Source organism: Streptomyces flavofungini, from assembly GCF_041028215.1.
GTDB lineage: Bacteria > Actinomycetota > Actinomycetes > Streptomycetales > Streptomycetaceae > Streptomyces > Streptomyces flavofungini_B.
Window position 1 is genome coordinate 1 of the sequence record NZ_JASKYR010000077.1, and the last position, 15734, is coordinate 15734.

Consider the following 15734-nt stretch of genomic DNA (forward strand, 5'->3'; position numbering starts at 1 on the left):
CCGCCGAGGCACCCGCCCAGGCCGCGCCCGCCCCCGCGGCGGCCACGGACGCCCGCGAGACGCGCATCCCCGTCAAGGGCGTCCGCAAGGCCACCGCGCAGGCGATGGTCGGCTCGGCGTTCAGCGCCCCGCACGTCACGGAGTTCGTGACGGTCGACGTGACGCGGACGATGAAGCTCGTCGAGGAGCTGAAGCAGGACAAGGCCTTCGAGGGGCTGCGGGTCAATCCGCTGCTGCTGATCTCCAAGGCCCTGCTGGTCGCGATCAGGCGGAACCCCGACGTGAACGCGGCGTGGGACGAGGCCAACCAGGAGATCGTCCAGAAGCACTATGTGAACCTGGGCATCGCCGCGGCCACCCCGCGCGGTCTGATCGTGCCGAACATCAAGGACGCGCACACCAAGACCCTGCCGGAGCTGGCCGAGTCCCTCGGCGAGCTGGTGACCACGGCCCGCGCGGGCAAGACCTCGCCCGGCGCCATGCAGGGCGGCACGGTCACTATCACGAACGTCGGCGTCTTCGGCGTCGACACGGGCACGCCGATCCTGAACCCCGGCGAGTCCGCGATCCTCGCGGTCGGCTCGATCAAGCTCCAGCCGTGGGTCCACAAGGGCAAGGTCAAGCCGCGCCAGGTGACCACCCTCGCGCTCTCCTTCGACCACCGTCTGGTGGACGGGGAGCTCGGCTCCCGGGTGCTCGCCGACGTGGCGGCCGTCCTTGAGCGTCCGAAGCGGCTGCTGACCTGGTCGTAGGGCCTCTGCGAAAGGCCCCCAAGGACTGAGAGCCGCCAAGGACTGAGAACAGACGGGGAGGGCCCGCCGCGCAGCTGCGCGGCGGGCCCTCCCCGTCTGCCGGGTGCCGTCCGTCAGGCGACCTTGAAGCCGTAGTCGAGCAGCTTCTTGGCGTCCGAGGTGCGGGCGTTCACCGAGGACGAGGTCAGGACGGTGCCGATGACCGTCTTGCCGTTCCTGGTGGCGGCGAAGACGAGGCAGTACTTCGCCTCGGGGCCGGAGCCCGTCTTCACGCCGATCGCGCCGCTGTAGGAGCCGAGGAGGTTGTTCGTGTTCGTCCACGGCATGTAGCGGTAGCCGCCGGACTTCGTGACGACCTTCTGCTTCGTCGACTTCGTCTTCACGACCGTGCGGAACGTGGAGTACTTCATCGCGCTGCTGGCGAGCTTCGTCAGGTCGCGCGGCGTGGAGTAGTTCGCGCCGTGGCCGATGCCGTCGAACGAGTCGAAGTGCGTGTTCTTCAGGTTGAGGTTCTTGGCCGTGGTGTTCATCTGGCCGATGAAGTTCTTCACGCGGGCCGAGCGGGTCGAGCCCTTGCCGAACTTGTCGGCCAGCGCGTACGCGGCGTCGCAGCCCGAGGGCAGCATCAGCCCGTAGAGGAGCTGGCGGACGGTGACCTTGTCGCCGACGATCAGGCGGGCCGACGAGGCGTAGTTGTTGGCGACGATGTAGTCGCTGTACGCCTTCTGGACCGTGACCTTGGAATCCAGGTTGAGGTTCGGCTGGGCGAGCACCACGCGCGCCGTCATGATCTTCGTGGTGGAGCCGGTGGAGCGCCGGGTGTCGGCGCTCTTGGTGAACAGGCTCTTGCCGGTGCCGTTGTTCATCACATAGCCGCCCTTGGCGACGATCGACGGCTTCGGCGGTGCGGCCGCGTGGGCCGGAGTGGTGAGGGTGGCGCCGGCCAGTATCGCGCTCGCGGTGATGGTGACGGCCGATACGCGGCGTACGCCCTTGATGCCGGTTTTCAAAGTCTTCGCTCCAAATGCCCCTGGGCTGCGGCCACATGAGGGGGCCGCTCACCTCTAAGACGACTGAGGGGGCTCAATGGATGTGCTGGAAACGCCATGAGTTGATGCCTGAGTCGCGGCTCGCATCACGCGCCCGCACACGCGCCGGAGCGCGCCCGGATTCCGGCATATGGACCGGCACTCCCCGTGTATACGTGATGTATCTATGCTGTGCGCATGCCAGCCAGCGCGTCCCTCACGAGTACCGCCTCCCGCACGACAGCCGCCGCCGTCAAACAGCCGCCCGCCGCCGAGCGCGTCTACGCCCATGTCAAGAGGGCCGTCCTGGAGCGCCGCTACGAGGGCGGCACGCTCCTCACCGAGGGCGAGCTCGCCGAGGCCGTGGGCGTCTCCCGTACCCCGGTGCGCGAGGCGCTCCTGAAGCTGGAGGTGGAGGGGCTGCTGCGGCTCTACCCGAAGAAGGGCGCCCTCGTGCTGCCCGTCTCGGCGCAGGAGATCGCGGACGTCGTCGAGACCCGGCTGCTGGTGGAGACGCACTCGGTGCGCAAGGCCGTACCGGCCCCGGCCGGGCTCCTCACCCGCCTTCAGGAGCTGCTCGGCCAGCAGCGGGTGCAGGCCGCCGCCGGTGACTTCGCCGCCGCCGCCGTCACCGACCGCTGCTTCCACGCGGAGATCGTGCGCAGCGGCGGCAACGAGATCCTCTCCCGGCTCTACGACCAGCTCCGCGACCGCCAGCTCAGGATGGGCGTCGCCGTGATGCACTCCCACCCCGACCGGATCGCCAAGACGCTCACGGAGCACGAGGAGATCCTCGCCGCCCTGGTGGCGGGCGACGCCGACGCGGCGGTCGCGGTCGTCACGCGGCACGTCGGCTGGTTCCAGAACCTGGCGCGGGGCGAGGTCCGATGAGCGCGGTCTCCTCGCCCGTCTCGCTGCCCGGCGATCCCCCCGGCGGCAGGAAGGCCGTCCTCGTCTGGTCGATCGGCGTCGCCGTCTACTTCGTCGCCGTCATCTTCCGGACCTCGCTCGGCGTCGCCGGGCTCGACGCCGCCGACCGGTTCCACGTCAACGCCTCGGCCCTCTCCACGTTCTCGATACTCCAGCTCCTGGTCTACGCGGGCATGCAGATACCCGTCGGCCTGATGGTCGACCGGCTCGGCACCAAGAAGGTGCTGACCATCGGTGTCGTGCTGTTCACGGTGGGGCAGCTGGGCTTCGCGTTCTCGCCCTCGTACGCGATGGCGCTCGCCTCACGCGCCCTGCTCGGCTGCGGTGACGCGCTGACCTTCATCAGCGTGCTGCGGCTCGGCACCCGCTGGTTCCCCGCCCGGCGCGGGCCGCTGGTCGCGCAGCTCGCCGGCCTGGTCGGCATGGCGGGCAACCTCGTCTCGACGCTGGTCCTCGCCCGGATGCTGCACTCACTGGGCTGGACCACCGCCTTCGCGGGCAGCGCGCTCTGCGGTGTCGTCGTCCTGGTCCTGATGGCGCTGTTCCTCAAGGACCACCCCGAGGGCCACGCCCCGGAGCCGGTGGCGCACACCGGCGGCGCCTACGTCCGCCGCCAGACAGCCCTCTCCTGGCGCGAGCCCGGCACCCGGCTCGGCCTGTGGGTGCACTTCACCACGCAGTTCCCCGCGATGGTGTTCCTGCTGCTCTGGGGCCTGCCGTTCCTCGTCGAGGCGCAGGGGCTCTCGCGGGCGGCCGCCGGTGAGCTGCTCACCCTCGTGGTGCTCTCCAACATGGTGATCGGCCTCGTCTACGGGCAGATCGTCGCCCGGCACCACGCGGCGCGGCTCCCGCTGGCGCTCGGCACGATCGGGGCCACGGCGACGGTCTGGGCGGCCACCCTGGCCTACCCCGGCGAGCACGCCCCGACGTGGCTCCTGATCGTGCTCTGCACCGTGCTCGGCGCCTGCGGGCCCGCGTCGATGATCGGCTTCGACTTCGCGCGCCCCGCGAACCCGCCGGAGCGGCAGGGCACCGCCTCCGGCATCACCAACATGGGCGGCTTCATCGCCTCCATGACGACGCTGCTGGCGATCGGCGTGCTGCTCGACGCCACCGGGGACGACTACCGCGTGGCGTTCTCCGCCGTGTTCGTCCTTCAGGCGCTGGGGCTCAGCCAGATCCTGCGGCTCCGGCGGCGGGTGGACCGCCGGGAGCGCGAACAGCTCGTCGCGAGCCGCGTGGAGGCCGTGCACGTACCCGCGTGAGGGACCCGGGGTCCGGTCAGGGGGTCACCGCGAAGTTGCGCAGGATGGCGTCCGCGAGGTCCTGGTCGCCGTCGGTCTTGATGTGGTCGGCCACCGCCGCGTACGTCACACGGCCGCAGGCGAGTCTGAAGTAGGTCTCCCAGTCCAGGGAGATGGTGGCCAGCGGGCCGAGCGAGGGGGCGTTGTCCACCGTCCCCTTGCCGTCCGCGTCCACGCGGACCGTGCGCAGGAACTCCACGGGGCCGCTCACGTCGAAGACGACCGCGGAGTTCGCGGGGGCGCCCGCCAGCTTGGCGACGACCTTCGGCAGGCCCTGGAGGAGGAGGTCCCGGGCGACATGGGCACCGGGGGAGTCGAGGTTGCCGGGCCTGCGCAGCGTCGTGCGCAGGTCCTGCTCGTGCACCCACACGTCGAAGGCCCGCATCCGCATGGCCAGTTCGAGGGTCTGCTCCGAGCCGAGGGGGCCCCGGATCTTCGTCGAGGGGTCCCGCGATTCGTTCCTGAGCTGCCGTGAGCGGCGGATGATCGTGTACTCCAGCTCGGAGGTCATCTCCGGAGCGGTGTGGTGGCGGCGCACGTCGACCTGCATCTCCATGTACCGCTGGCCCTCGGTCTGTACGTGGTACAGGTCGCGGGGGAGGGTGTGGATGGGGCGCGGGTCGCCCAGCATCTCGCAGTCGAGACCTATGACGTGGGAGACGATGTCCCGCACCGACCAGCCGGGGCAGGGTGTGGCCCAGTTCCACTCCCCCTCGACGAGCGGTTTCACCAGCTCGGATATCGCTTCCACTGAGTGGGTCCAGGCATCGGCGTAGTTTTGCAGGCTGGGATGGAGACTCACGGGACCCCTCGGCGGTCGTACGCGGGCGGTGGGTGTCTGAGTGGCGTCGTGGGGGCCCGGGGGGTTCCCCCGGAAAATCACAGTACGCTGCCCGCAGGCACCCCGGCAGTGCTTTCGTGTGACGATCGTAGGCTGTGCTTGACGGTGATGACGGATCCGAATGCCAGGACGGTGGTAGTGTGCGCGCCTCTCTCATCCAGATCGCCGTAGACGAGGGCGAACCGGTCAATTCCCGCCGCACGCGCGTCTCTTCGCTCGTACGTGAGGTGGCGGCGAGGGAGCATCCCGACCTGATCGTGCTCCCCGAGCTGTGGACCACCGGCGCCTTCGCCTACGAGTCCTTCGCGGCCGAGGCCGAGCCGCTCGAAGGGCCGACCTACGAGGCCATGGCGAAGGCGGCGAGCGACGCGGGCGTGTGGCTGCACGCCGGGTCCGTCCCGGAGCGGGACCCGGAGGGGCCGCTCTACAACACCTCCCTGGTCTTCTCCCCCGCCGGTGAGCTGGCCGCCGCCTACCGGAAGATCCACCGCTTCGGCTTCGACAAGGGCGAGGCCGTGCTGATGGGCGCGGGCTCGGAGCTGGCGACCGTACGGACTCCGGCCGCCACCCTCGGCCTCGCGACCTGCTACGACCTGCGCTTCCCCGAGCTGTTCCGGGGGCTCGTCGACGCGGGCGCCGAGATGTTCGTGGTCCCGGCGGGCTGGCCCGCGCGGCGGCGCGAGCACTGGACGCTGTTCGCCAGGGCGCGCGCGGTCGAGGACCAGGTGTATGTCCTGGCGTGCGGCACCGGCGGCACGCACGCGGGCGTGGACCAGGCCGGGCACAGCGTCGTGGTCGACCCGTGGGGCGAGGTGCTCGCCGAGGCGGGTGACGGCGAGGAGGTCCTGACCGTGGACCTGGACCCCGCCAAGGTCGCCACCGTCCGTGAGCAGTTCCCGGCCCTGAAGGACCGCCTCCTCGGCACGCCCGCGCCCCGCCGCTGACGCCCGCCCCGCGGGCGCCTCAGTCCTCCTCGCGCTCCTTCTCGGCCAGCCGGATCACACAGACCGCGACGGCGAGCAGGAGCGCGGGATCGGCGTCCTCGCGCACCACCTGGAGGCCGTACGTCTCGCGCACGCGGAACCAGCGGCGCGAGATGTCCGCCAGGAGTTCGCCGTCGTACTCGATGGCGAACTCGCGGTCCAGGATCTTGCCGCTGACGTCCAGTCCGGTGCCGTCGACCAGCTCGACCCGGTAGTGGTTGCGCAGCAGCGAAAGGCGCTTGCGCTTGACCTTCGCGAGGGGCTCGCCCGCCCGCTCGATCACCATGGTGTCGCGCAGGGAGAGCATCTTGGCGTGGATATCGATGAGCACCCTGCCCCGCATGTCCTTCAGCTCGAAGGTGTCGCGCAGGCGCATCGCCTTGCCGTCGACGAGGAAGACCTTGTTGCCCCGGTCGTCCTCGATCCAGTAGTCGTCACCGATGCCGAGCACCCGGTCGCGCACGAGAAGTCTCATGGCGCCATCTCTACCCCGAAGCACCGCACATCGGACACGTCCTGTTCAGCCGTGGCGTGTCAGGGGCCCTGTCAGTAACCCCTGCGCTCCTGCTCGGGGTCGACGACGGTCTGTGCGACCGGCGGCACGACCGCCCGCCTGCGCCGCGCGATGCTGGTGAACGCGGCGACGCCGATGATTCCCACCGCCATCATGACGAGACCGGCGACGGTGACGTTGAGCCCGTCCATCTTCCAGTCGGTCGCGAACGTGAGAATGGCGCCCACGGCGATGAGAATGATGCATCCGCCCAGGCCCATATGGACCGCCTCCCTGTGTCGTGGCTGCGCCGACCGTGTACCCGGCTCCGCCCCCATGACACGGGAAGCGGAGCCCCGGTACGCCGCAACCTCCGCGGACACACGGAGAACAGACGCGGTGTCAGCCCTGGAGGAAGGCGACGAGCGCGTTGGCCAGCAGGTGCGGGTCGTCGGCGCCGCACAGCTCACGCACGCTGTGCATGGACAGGATGGCGACGCCGATGTCGACGGTCTTGATGCCGTGCCGGGCCGCCGTGATGGGTCCGATCGTCGTGCCGCAGGGCATCGCGTTGTTCGAGACGAACGACTGGAACGGCACGCCCGCCTTCTCGCAGGCGGCGGCGAACACCGCGCGCCCCGAGCCGTCCGTGGCGTAGCGGTTGTTGACGTTCACCTTGAGGATCGGGCCGCCGTTGGCGCGCGGGTGGTGCGTCGGGTCGTGCCGCTCGGCGTAGTTGGGGTGCACGGCGTGGCCGGTGTCGGAGGAGAGACAGACGGTGCCCGCGAAGGCGCGCGCCCGGTCCTCGTAGCTGCCGCCGCGCGCGAACACCGAGCGTTCGAGGACCGAGCCGAGGAGCGGGCCGTCGGCACCGGTGTCGGACTGCGAGCCGTTCTCCTCGTGGTCGAAGGCGGCGAGCACGGGGATGTACGGGAGGCTGTCGGCCCCGGACACCGCGGCGAGGGCGGCGGTGGCGGAGTGCACCGACAGCAGGTTGTCCATGCGGGGGCCCGCGAGGAGCTCGCGGTCGCGGCCGAGGAAGGCGGGCAGCTCGACGGAGTACGTCATGAGGTCCCAGCCGGTGACGTCGCCCTCGCCGAGGCCGCTCTCCTCCTCCAGGAAGCGGATGAGGTCGCCCTCGTGGACGTCGTCGCCGAGGCCCCAGACGGGCTGCATGTGTCTCTGCTTGTCGAGCTTGAGCCCGTCGGTGTGGACCGAGCGGTCCATGTGGATGGCGAGCTGGGGCACCCGCAGCAGCGGCCGGTCGATGTTGACCAGCCGGGTCGATCCGTCGCGCAGGGAGAGGCGTCCGGCGAGGCCGAGGTCGCGGTCGAGCCAGGAGTTGAGCAGCGGACCGCCGTAGATCTCCACGGCGACCTGGCGCCAGCCGTGGGCGCCCGCGTCGGGCTGCGGCTTCACACGGAGGTTCGGGGAGTCGGTGTGCGCGCCGACGATGCGGAAGGGGGTGTGGGCCGAGGCGCCCTCGGGGACGTACCAGGCGACGATGGCGCCGCCCCTGAGCACGTACTTGCCGCCCGACGTGCCGTCCCAGGCCTCGGTCTCCTCGACCTGCCGGAACCCGGCCTTCTCCAGCCGCTCGGCGGCGGACGCCACCGCGTGGTACGGCGTGGGACTTGCCGCCAGGAAGGTCATGAGGTCTTCGGTGTGGCCGCGGTCGAAGGGCCGGCTGGGTGTGCTCATGACTGCCAGCCTAATGGCGCGGCTGTGCGGGTGGCGGGGGGATCAGAGGCGGTCGATCTCGGTGAGGTCGATGTCGATGTCGTAGGGGACGGAGAGCTTGAGGCGGTCGTGGTGAACGCCGGTGGAGAGGTACGCCCCGGTTACGGCGTCGTGCTGGTATGTGTAGACGGCAGGAAGGTCGTCCTTTCCCTCCATCTCCACGCGCCAGAAGTGTGAAATGCCTGCCGCGGCATACTTGTGCGGTTTGGTGTCGCGGTCGCGGTCTTCGGAATCGGGGGAGACTACCTCGACAGCGAGGACGACGTCCGCTGCGTCGAAGCGGGTCAGCCGACGGTCTTTGACGGCCTCCGACTTGATCAAGAGGAGATCCGGCTCGGGAGCATTGCGCTTGCCCAGCACCACGGCCATCTCGCGGCGTACCCGCAGGTGCTCGGGGAGGCTGCGACGCAGGCCGTGCTCCAGCAGATACATCACCAGCGTGTGGAAATCGCGCTGCGGACTCACGAAAACCAGGCTCCCGTCGATCAGCTCTGTGTGCGGCGGGAGGTCGTCGAGCGCGAAGAAGTCGTCCACGGTGTAGCCGTCCGCGGGCGGGACCGGCCACTTGGAACGGGTCGGCCGTCGGCGCCTGGAACTTTCCGGCTGCCGGTGCTGCGAGTCGGGCAATGCCTCGGCGGTCATGGTTCCTCCCATGGACGGAATCCTCGGCCATTCACCCAGCGTACCCAGGGCATACGACAATGCCGCCACCCGAAAGAAGCAGGTGGCGGCATCGTGCTGACGTGCGAAGAAAGCCCGTACGTCTCGGACGGGACTAGAACGCCGCCTCGTCCAGCTCCATCAGGTCCAGGTCCACGCCCTCGGCGAGCTTCCGCTCGGTCGCGACGCCCGGCAGGACGTTGGCGGCGAAGAACTTGGCCGCGGCGATCTTGCCCGCGTAGAAGGCCTTGTCCTTGGCGGAGGCCGTCTCCAGCTTCTCGGCGGCGATCGCGGCGCCCCGGAGCAGCAGGTAGCCGACGACGACGTCACCGGAGACCAGCAGCAGGCGGCTGGTGTTCAGGCCCACCTTGTAGATGGACTTCACGTCCTGCTCGGTGGCCGCGAGGTCGGTCAGCATGACGCCGACGATGGCCTCCAGCTCGACCGCGGCCTTGGCCAGCTCCTCGCGGGCGCCCGCCAGCGTCTCGCCGCCGGTGCCGACCGCGAGGAACTTCTTGATCTCCTCGGCGAGGCCGTTCAGGGCGGCGCCCTGGTTGCGGACGATCTTCCGGAAGAAGTAGTCCTGGCCCTGGATCGCGGTGGTGCCCTCGTAGAGGGTGTCGATCTTGGCGTCCCGGATGTACTGCTCGATCGGGTACTCCTGGAGGTACCCGGAGCCGCCGAACGTCTGGAGCGACTGCGCGAGCTGCTCGTAGGACTTCTCGGAGCCGTAGCCCTTCACGATGGGCAGGAGCAGGTCGTTCAGGGCGTGCAGCGCCGAGGCGTCCTCGCCCGCGGCCTCCTTGACCTGGATGTCGTCCTGGACGGCCGCGGTGTGCAGGACCAGGGCGCGCATGCCCTCCGCGTACGCCTTCTGCGTCATGAGCGAGCGGCGCACGTCCGGGTGGTGGGTGATCGTCACCTTGGGCGCGGTCTTGTCCATGAACTGCGCGAGGTCGGGGCCCTGCACGCGCTCCTTGGCGTACTCCAGGGCGTTGAGGTAGCCCGTGGAGAGCGTCGCGATGGCCTTCGTGCCGACCATCATGCGGGCGAACTCGATGATGCGGAACATCTGGCGGATGCCGTCGTGCTTGTCGCCGATCAGCCAGCCCTTGGCGGGGTGCTGGTCGCCGAACGTCATCTCGCAGGTGTTGGAGGCCTTGAGGCCCATCTTGTGCTCGACGTTGGTGGCGTAGACGCCGTTGCGCTCGCCCAGCTCGCCGGTCTCCCAGTCGAACTCGTACTTCGGCACGAGGAAGAGGGAGAGGCCCTTGGTGCCCGGGCCGTGGCCCTCGGGGCGGGCGAGGACGTAGTGGAGGATGTTCTCCGACATGTCGTGCTCACCGGACGTGATGAAGCGCTTCACGCCCTCGATGTGCCAGGAGCCGTCCGCCTGCTGCACGGCCTTGGTGCGGCCCGCGCCGACGTCCGAACCGGCGTCCGGCTCGGTCAGGACCATCGTCGAGCCCCACTGCTTCTCGACGGCGATCTCGGCGACCTTCTTCTGCGCCTCGTTGCCCTCCTCGAAGAGGATGCCCGCGAAGGCCGGTCCCGACGAGTACATCCACACGGCCGGGTTGGCGCCGAGCAGCAGCTCCGCGTAGGCCCAGATCAGGGAGCGGGGCGAGGTGGTGCCGCCGATCTCCTCGGGCAGGCCGAGCCGCCAGTACTCGGAGTCCATGAAGGCCTGGTAGCTCTTCTTGAAGGACGCCGGGACGGGCGCGGTGTTGGTCTCGGGGTCGAAGACCGGCGGGTTCCGGTCGGCGTCCGTGAAGGACTCGGCCAGCTCGTTCTCGGCGAGGCGGCGCAGTTCGTCGAGGATGCTCTTGGCGGTGTCGACGTCCATCTCCGCGAACGGGCCGGTGCCGTACAGCTGATCGCGGCCGAGCACCTCGAAGAGGTTGAACTCGATGTCGCGGAGATTCGACTTGTAGTGGCCCATGGCGAAGGCTCCGTAAGCAGGAAAGGGATGAATACCAGCAAGTAGCTACGATGATGCTACCCGTCGGTAATAAGGCGCAACCCCTAACCGCCCATCTGTGACGTCCGTGACTCAGTACGCTTACGCGCATGTACGGCTACGACCAGAACCCCGGCGCCCAGCAGCAGTACGCCCCGCCGGGTGCGCAGCCGCCGCCGCAGCAGATGCAGGGCATGCCCGGCGGTGGCTACGGCCAGCAGCCTCCGCTCTACCCCGAGCCCTCGCCGCCGTCCCTCGCGGACGCGGTGCGCGCGTTCACCACGGGGTCGATGTCCGCCGAGGACTTCCAGCAGGCCTTCGCCACGTCGAAGGTCTACTGCCCGCGCGGCGACAACCCCGGCTTCCTCGCGCTGCACAACACCCAGCAGCCCGTCATCCCCATGTTCACCTCCCTCAAGGAGCTGCGGAGGTACGCGGGCAAGGACTCCAAGTACTTCGTGATCACCGGCGCGGAGGTCATCGACCTGCTGCCGACGGGGTACGGCTTCGTCCTCGACATGGAGGGCGAGCACCGCATGGTCTTCGACGCGAAGGCCGTGGAGCAGATGGTCGACTTCGCGATGCGCCGCATGTACGGCTAGGCGTGACCTCGCCGGATCACCCGTAGATCATTCCAAGCCACCCATGGAGCCCGGAGGGAATTCCCTCCGGGCTTCGCTCGTTCCAGGTGGCAGAAAGTTCTACGTTCAACTAAAGTGTGATCACGAGGAGGTACCGACCATGCCTGCAGTGACTGTCGAGAACCCGCTGACCCTGCCCCGAGTGGTGGCGCCGGCCGGAGCCAAGGCGCGCCCCGTGCTCGCCGTGACCACCGCCCCGAGCGGCTTCGAGGGCGAGGGATTCCCGGTGCGCCGTGCCTTCGCGGGAATCAACTACAAGCACCTCGACCCGTTCATCATGATGGACCAGATGGGTGAGGTGGAGTACGAGGCGGGCGAGCCCAAGGGCACCCCCTGGCACCCCCACCGCGGCTTCGAGACGGTCACGTACCTGATCGACGGCACCTTCGTCCACCAGGACTCCAACGGCGGCGGCGGGACCATCCAGAACGGCGACACCCAGTGGATGACGGCGGGCAGCGGCCTGCTGCACATCGAGGCGCCGCCGGAGTCCCTCGTCATGTCGGGCGGCCTCTTCCACGGCCTCCAGCTGTGGGTGAACCTGCCCGCCAAGGACAAGATGATGAACCCCCGCTACCAGGACATCCGAGGCGGCCAGGTCCAGCTCCTGTCCACCCCCGACGGCGGCGCGCTGCTCCGCGTCATCGCCGGTGAGCTCGACGGCCACCAGGGCCCCGGCATCACGCACACGCCGATCACCATGATCCACGCGACCGTGCGGCCCGGCGCCGAGGTGACCCTGCCCTGGCGCGAGGACTTCAACGGCCTGGCGTACGTCCTCGCGGGACGCGGCACCGTCGGTGCCGAGCGCCGCCCCGTGCACCTGGGCCAGACGGCGGTCTTCGGCGCCGGGTCCTCGCTGACCGTCCGCGCGGACGAGCAGCAGGACGGCAACGCCCCCGACCTGGAGGTCGTGCTGCTCGGCGGGCAGCCGATCCGGGAGCCCATGGCGCACTACGGCCCGTTCGTGATGAACAGCCAGGCCGAGCTCCAGCAGGCCTTCGAGGACTTCCAGAAGGGTCTGCTCGGGTCCGTCCCCGCCGTGCACGGCATGTAGAGGGCGGTCGCGGTCCGGTCAGGACGGTCCCCGGTCCCGCTCGGTCGTACAAGACGTGCGGGGCCGGGGGCCGCGYGCTCGGGTGGGAGGGTGCATACCCTTCTTCCCGAGCCCGCCCGCCGGCTGGCCGCGTGGTGCGTGGTCGTCCTGCTCGTCGTCGGCGTGGCCGCCGTGGGCGTCTGGCTCTGCGTCCATCTGCGGACCGCCGTGACACCGGTCCTGCTCGCTCTCCTGGGCACCGCCCTGCTCGGGCCCCTGTACCGCCGCCTGCTCGCGATGAAGGTGCAGCGCTCGCTCGCCGCCGGGCTGACCTGCGCGGCCGTCGTCGCCGTCGTCGGCGGCGTCACCTACATCGTGGTCAAGGCCCTGATCGACACGGGCGACCAGATCATCGCCTCCCTGAAGACGGCGGCCACCGACGTGTCCAAGTACTTCGGGGCGGCGGGCACCTCCCTGGACGACATGGCGTCCAACGCCAAGGAACTGCTCGGCAAGTTCGGCGGCACCGCCGCGTCCGGCGTCCTCAGCGGGCTCAGCGTGGTCGGCGAGGTGGCCGCCATGGCCGTGCTCGCGCTGCTCCTCGTCTTCTTCTTCCTGCGCGACTCGGGCCGGGCGATGGCCTCCCTGCGCACGCTCGCCCCCGGCGACTCGGCCGACGCCCTCGAAGCCATGGCGCGGCAGGCCTTCGGGGCGATCGAGGGCTTCATGCGGGGCACGACGATCATCGCGTTCATCGACGCCCTCTGCATCACCGTGGGGCTGCTGATCCTCCAGGTGCCCGGGGCCGTCGGGCTCGGCGCGCTCGTCTTCGTCGGCGCCTACATCCCCTATCTCGGCGCCTTCCTGTCCGGCGCCGTCTCCGTCCTCGTCGCCCTCGCCGACCGCGGCTTCGTCATCGCCCTGTGGGCGCTCGGCGTGGTCCTCGCCGTACAGGTCCTTGAGGGCCACATCCTCCAGCCGGTCATCCAGAGCCGTACGGTGCAGATGCACCCGGCGGTGGTGATGCTGGCGATCACGGCGGGGGCGTCCGTCGCGGGCATCATCGGGATGCTGCTCGCGGTGCCGCTGACGGCGGCGGCCTTCGGCATCCTCGCCGAACTGCGCTCGCGCTACTCCGACGGCGCCTCGGGGCCGCCGGGCGCGTCGCCCGCGCCGTCCGCCGGGGAGCCCGCGTCCTCGTAGAGCTCGAACCAGATGCTCTTGCCGTCGCCGCGCGGGTCCACGCCCCAGGCTCCGGCCAGCAGCTCCATCAGGACCAGGCCGCGCCCGGAGGACGCCAGCTCTCCCGGGCGCCGCTTGTGCGGCAGGTCGTCGCTGCTGTCCGCGACCTCGACCCGGAGCCTGCGCCTGCCGGGCTCGCCGCTGACCTGGGCCACGAGCAGGGCGTCGCCGTCGGTGTGCACCAGGACGTTGGTGAGCATCTCGGAGACCATCAGGACCGCCGAGTCGACCTGGTCGTCGTCCGCCCAGTCGTGCAGCAGCTCCCGCAGATGGCGGCGGGCGCCCCCGATGCGCTCGGGCTCGGCCTGGGCGATGGTCAGGACGGTCCGCCGGGCGTCCGCGTGCTCCTCGGGGCGGCCCGTACGGCTCAGGAGCAGGACCGCTATGTCGTCCTCGCGGCGGTCGGCCAGCGGGCCCGTGGTGTGGTGCGAGGAGGGGCCGTGCACGGCCTGCACGAGCCGGTCGGCGAGGAGCTCCAGGCCGTCCTGCTCGTCGTCGCCCAGGTACTCCTCCAGGGTGGACCTGATCCGCGACCAGCCGCTGTCCAGATCGTGGCCGCCGGTCTCGATGAGGCCGTCGGTGCAGATCAGCATGGTCTCGCCGGGGCCGAGGACGAGGCGGGTGGTGGGGTAGTCCGCGTCCGGGTCGATGCCGAGGGGCAGACCGCCCGCCACAGGCCTCTGAAGAACCGTTCCGTCACTCATCCGTATCGCCGGTTCCGGATGGCCGGCGCGGGCGATCTCCAGGACGCCGGTCGCCGGGTCGGCCTCCACGTACAGACAGGTCGCGAAGCGCGGGTCGTACTCGGTGGCCTCGTCGTTGCCCGAGCCGCTCGACCCGTAGGTGGCGGACTCCGTGATCCCGGAGAGGAAGCGGGTGGCGCGGGAGAGCACCGCGTCGGGCCGGTGCCCCTCCGACGCGTAGGCGCGCAGGGCGATGCGGAGCTGGCCCATCAGGCCCGCCGCGCGCACGTCGTGCCCCTGGACGTCGCCGATGGCGAAGGCGATGCGGCCGCTGGGCAGCGGGATCATGTCGTACCAGTCGCCGCCGACCTGGAGGCCGCCGCCGGTCGGCACATAGCGGGCCGCCACGCTCATCCCGTCGATCTTCGGGCCGAGCATCGGCAGCATCGAGCGCTGGAGGCCGTCGGTCAGCTCCCGCTCGGAGTCCGCGACCCCGGCGCGCGAGAGGGCCTGCGCCAGCATCCGGGCGACCGTCGTCAGGACCGAGCGCTCGTCCGGCGTGAACGACACGGGGTAGGTGAAGGCCGCCATCCAGGCGCCCATCGTGCGCCCCGCCACCGTCAGCGGCAGGAACGCCCACGACTGCCGCTCGAAGCGCCGCACGAGCGGCCAGGCCGCCGGATAGCGGCGGCGGTAGTCCTCGGGCGAGGAGAGGTAGACGGCCCGCCCGGTGCGCACCACCTCGGCCGCCGGATAGTCGGTGTCCAGGGGCATCGCCGAGAAGGGGCCGTCGTCGCCGGGCTCGTGGCCGTGGTGCCCGATGATCGTCAGGCGGTCGCCCGCCACGCCGAAGACGGCGAGCCCGTCGGGCGAGAAGCCCGGCATGGAGAGCCCGGCCGCGACCCGGAGCACCTCCTCGGTGGAGCGCGCCTCGGCGAGCGCGCGGCCCGCGTCGAGCAGGAACGCCTCCCGGGAGCGGCGCCAGTCGCCCGTCACGGGCGTACGCGCGGCGGTGCCGGGGGCGGGCTCCGTGACCTCTTGCAGGGTGCCGATCAGCTCGTACGCCTCGGTCGCGTCGTGCACCACCGGCTTGGAGCGGCTGCGCACGATGCGCAGGACCTGCCGCCCCGTCTCGTCCATGATCCGCAGCCGGGCCTCGGCGAGGGTGCCCTCGGCGACCGCGAGCTGGACGGTTCCGTAGATCTCGTTCCAGTCGACCGGGTGGAAACGGGAGCGTACGCCCGCCTCGGTGAGCGTCTGGGCGCGCGCGGGCAGCCCGAGGAGTCGTGCCGCCTCGGCGTCGAGCGTGACGGTGCCCGAGGCGTTGTCCCACCGCCACAGTCCGGTGGCGATCGCGGCGAGGACGTCCCCTACGGGAGGCAGGGATTCGTCCCCCACCCGCGCGAGGGGATCATCGGTGCGCATTGACCCACTTTAGGAA

Annotated in this window: 15 protein-coding genes; 7 read left to right on the forward strand and 8 right to left on the reverse strand. The window is 70.4% G+C overall.

Going from position 1 to position 15734, the window contains the following annotated elements; all coding sequences use genetic code 11:
- On the forward strand, window positions 1–752 hold a 752-nt coding region (locus AB8Z36_RS08180), incomplete at its 5' end, for a dihydrolipoamide acetyltransferase family protein (RefSeq protein ID WP_369212529.1).
- Window positions 753–865: 113 nt separating this feature from the next.
- On the opposite strand, the gene AB8Z36_RS08185 is transcribed toward AB8Z36_RS08180, so the two are convergent.
- On the reverse strand, window positions 866–1762 hold the full coding sequence (locus AB8Z36_RS08185; protein ID WP_369212530.1) for a D-alanyl-D-alanine carboxypeptidase family protein: 897 nt from the start codon (window positions 1760–1762) through the stop codon (window positions 866–868).
- A 216-nt stretch (window positions 1763–1978) separates the two neighbouring features.
- On the opposite strand from AB8Z36_RS08185, the gene AB8Z36_RS08190 reads away from it, so the two are divergent.
- Window positions 1979–2671, forward strand: coding sequence for a GntR family transcriptional regulator (locus AB8Z36_RS08190; protein WP_369212531.1), 693 nt, complete (start codon window positions 1979–1981; stop codon window positions 2669–2671).
- Window positions 2668–3975, forward strand: a complete 1308-nt coding sequence (locus tag AB8Z36_RS08195; protein WP_369212532.1) for an MFS transporter — start codon at window positions 2668–2670, stop codon at window positions 3973–3975. The genes AB8Z36_RS08190 and AB8Z36_RS08195 overlap by 4 nt, the downstream gene beginning before the upstream one ends.
- 16 nt (window positions 3976–3991) lie before the next feature.
- On the opposite strand, the gene AB8Z36_RS08200 is transcribed toward AB8Z36_RS08195, so the two are convergent.
- Complete coding sequence (locus tag AB8Z36_RS08200) at window positions 3992–4816, reverse strand: maleylpyruvate isomerase family mycothiol-dependent enzyme (protein ID WP_369212533.1); 825 nt, start codon at window positions 4814–4816, stop codon at window positions 3992–3994.
- Window positions 4817–4995: 179 nt separating this feature from the next.
- Between AB8Z36_RS08200 and AB8Z36_RS08205 the strand changes: the two genes are divergently transcribed.
- Window positions 4996–5799, forward strand: a complete 804-nt coding sequence (locus tag AB8Z36_RS08205; protein ID WP_369212534.1) for a carbon-nitrogen family hydrolase — start codon at window positions 4996–4998, stop codon at window positions 5797–5799.
- A 19-nt stretch (window positions 5800–5818) separates the two neighbouring features.
- On the opposite strand, the gene AB8Z36_RS08210 is transcribed toward AB8Z36_RS08205, so the two are convergent.
- The 5 genes from AB8Z36_RS08210 to AB8Z36_RS08230 all read right to left on the reverse strand — a co-directional run bounded on the left by AB8Z36_RS08210 (window position 5819) and on the right by AB8Z36_RS08230 (window position 10673).
- Complete coding sequence (locus AB8Z36_RS08210; protein WP_369212535.1) at window positions 5819–6313, reverse strand: LURP-one-related/scramblase family protein; 495 nt, start codon at window positions 6311–6313, stop codon at window positions 5819–5821.
- 71 nt (window positions 6314–6384) lie between these two features.
- Entirely contained in the window at window positions 6385–6612 is a 228-nt protein-coding gene (locus AB8Z36_RS08215; protein ID WP_369212536.1) for a DUF6458 family protein, read from the reverse strand.
- A 121-nt stretch (window positions 6613–6733) separates the two neighbouring features.
- Window positions 6734–8032: a M18 family aminopeptidase gene (locus tag AB8Z36_RS08220; protein WP_369212537.1), complete on the reverse strand. Its 1299-nt coding sequence runs from the start codon at window positions 8030–8032 to the stop codon at window positions 6734–6736.
- A 42-nt stretch (window positions 8033–8074) separates the two neighbouring features.
- Window positions 8075–8725 carry a Uma2 family endonuclease gene (locus AB8Z36_RS08225; RefSeq protein ID WP_440581874.1) on the reverse strand — a complete coding sequence of 217 codons (651 nt, stop codon included), beginning with the start codon at window positions 8723–8725 and terminating at the stop codon, window positions 8075–8077.
- A gap of 121 nt (window positions 8726–8846) precedes the next feature.
- Window positions 8847–10673 (reverse strand): acyl-CoA dehydrogenase, encoded by a 1827-nt coding sequence (locus tag AB8Z36_RS08230; RefSeq protein WP_369212539.1) that lies wholly within the window; start codon window positions 10671–10673, stop codon window positions 8847–8849.
- A gap of 128 nt (window positions 10674–10801) precedes the next feature.
- Here AB8Z36_RS08230 and AB8Z36_RS08235 point away from each other — a divergent pair, with 128 nt between their 5' ends.
- The 3 genes from AB8Z36_RS08235 to AB8Z36_RS08245 all read left to right on the forward strand — a co-directional run bounded on the left by AB8Z36_RS08235 (window position 10802) and on the right by AB8Z36_RS08245 (window position 13571).
- Window positions 10802–11293: an SseB family protein gene (locus AB8Z36_RS08235; RefSeq protein WP_055563227.1), complete on the forward strand. Its 492-nt coding sequence runs from the start codon at window positions 10802–10804 to the stop codon at window positions 11291–11293.
- Between the two features lie 139 nt (window positions 11294–11432).
- Complete coding sequence (locus tag AB8Z36_RS08240) at window positions 11433–12389, forward strand: pirin family protein (RefSeq protein ID WP_369212540.1); 957 nt, start codon at window positions 11433–11435, stop codon at window positions 12387–12389.
- Between the two features lie 90 nt (window positions 12390–12479).
- Window positions 12480–13571 (forward strand): AI-2E family transporter, encoded by a 1092-nt coding sequence (locus AB8Z36_RS08245; protein ID WP_369212541.1) that lies wholly within the window; start codon window positions 12480–12482, stop codon window positions 13569–13571.
- Here the strand turns inward: AB8Z36_RS08245 and AB8Z36_RS08250 are convergent.
- A complete protein-coding gene (locus AB8Z36_RS08250; RefSeq protein WP_369212542.1) occupies window positions 13499–15718 on the reverse strand; it encodes an ATP-binding SpoIIE family protein phosphatase in 2220 nt (739 codons plus the stop codon). The two genes, AB8Z36_RS08245 and AB8Z36_RS08250, sit on opposite strands and share 73 nt — an antisense overlap.
- Window positions 15719–15734: the final 16 nt, after the last annotated feature.

Bases quoted from the DNA above. Each gene is read 5' to 3' on its own strand.
- AB8Z36_RS08215 (WP_369212536.1), bottom strand. From the start codon at position 6,612: ATGGGCCTGGGCGGATGCATCATTCTCATCGCCGTGGGCGCCATTCTC.
- AB8Z36_RS08230 (WP_369212539.1), bottom strand. From the start codon at position 10,673: ATGGGCCACTACAAGTCGAATCTCCGCGACATCGAGTTCAACCTCTTC.
- AB8Z36_RS08225 (WP_440581874.1), bottom strand. From the start codon at position 8,725: ATGGGAGGAACCATGACCGCCGAGGCATTGCCCGACTCGCAGCACCGG.
- AB8Z36_RS08190 (WP_369212531.1), top strand. From the start codon at position 1,979: ATGCCAGCCAGCGCGTCCCTCACGAGTACCGCCTCCCGCACGACAGCC.
- AB8Z36_RS08235 (WP_055563227.1), top strand. From the start codon at position 10,802: ATGTACGGCTACGACCAGAACCCCGGCGCCCAGCAGCAGTACGCCCCG.
- AB8Z36_RS08195 (WP_369212532.1), top strand. From the start codon at position 2,668: ATGAGCGCGGTCTCCTCGCCCGTCTCGCTGCCCGGCGATCCCCCCGGC.
- AB8Z36_RS08250 (WP_369212542.1), bottom strand. From the start codon at position 15,718: ATGCGCACCGATGATCCCCTCGCGCGGGTGGGGGACGAATCCCTGCCT.
- AB8Z36_RS08240 (WP_369212540.1), top strand. From the start codon at position 11,433: ATGCCTGCAGTGACTGTCGAGAACCCGCTGACCCTGCCCCGAGTGGTG.
- AB8Z36_RS08220 (WP_369212537.1), bottom strand. From the start codon at position 8,032: ATGAGCACACCCAGCCGGCCCTTCGACCGCGGCCACACCGAAGACCTC.
- AB8Z36_RS08210 (WP_369212535.1), bottom strand. From the start codon at position 6,313: ATGAGACTTCTCGTGCGCGACCGGGTGCTCGGCATCGGTGACGACTAC.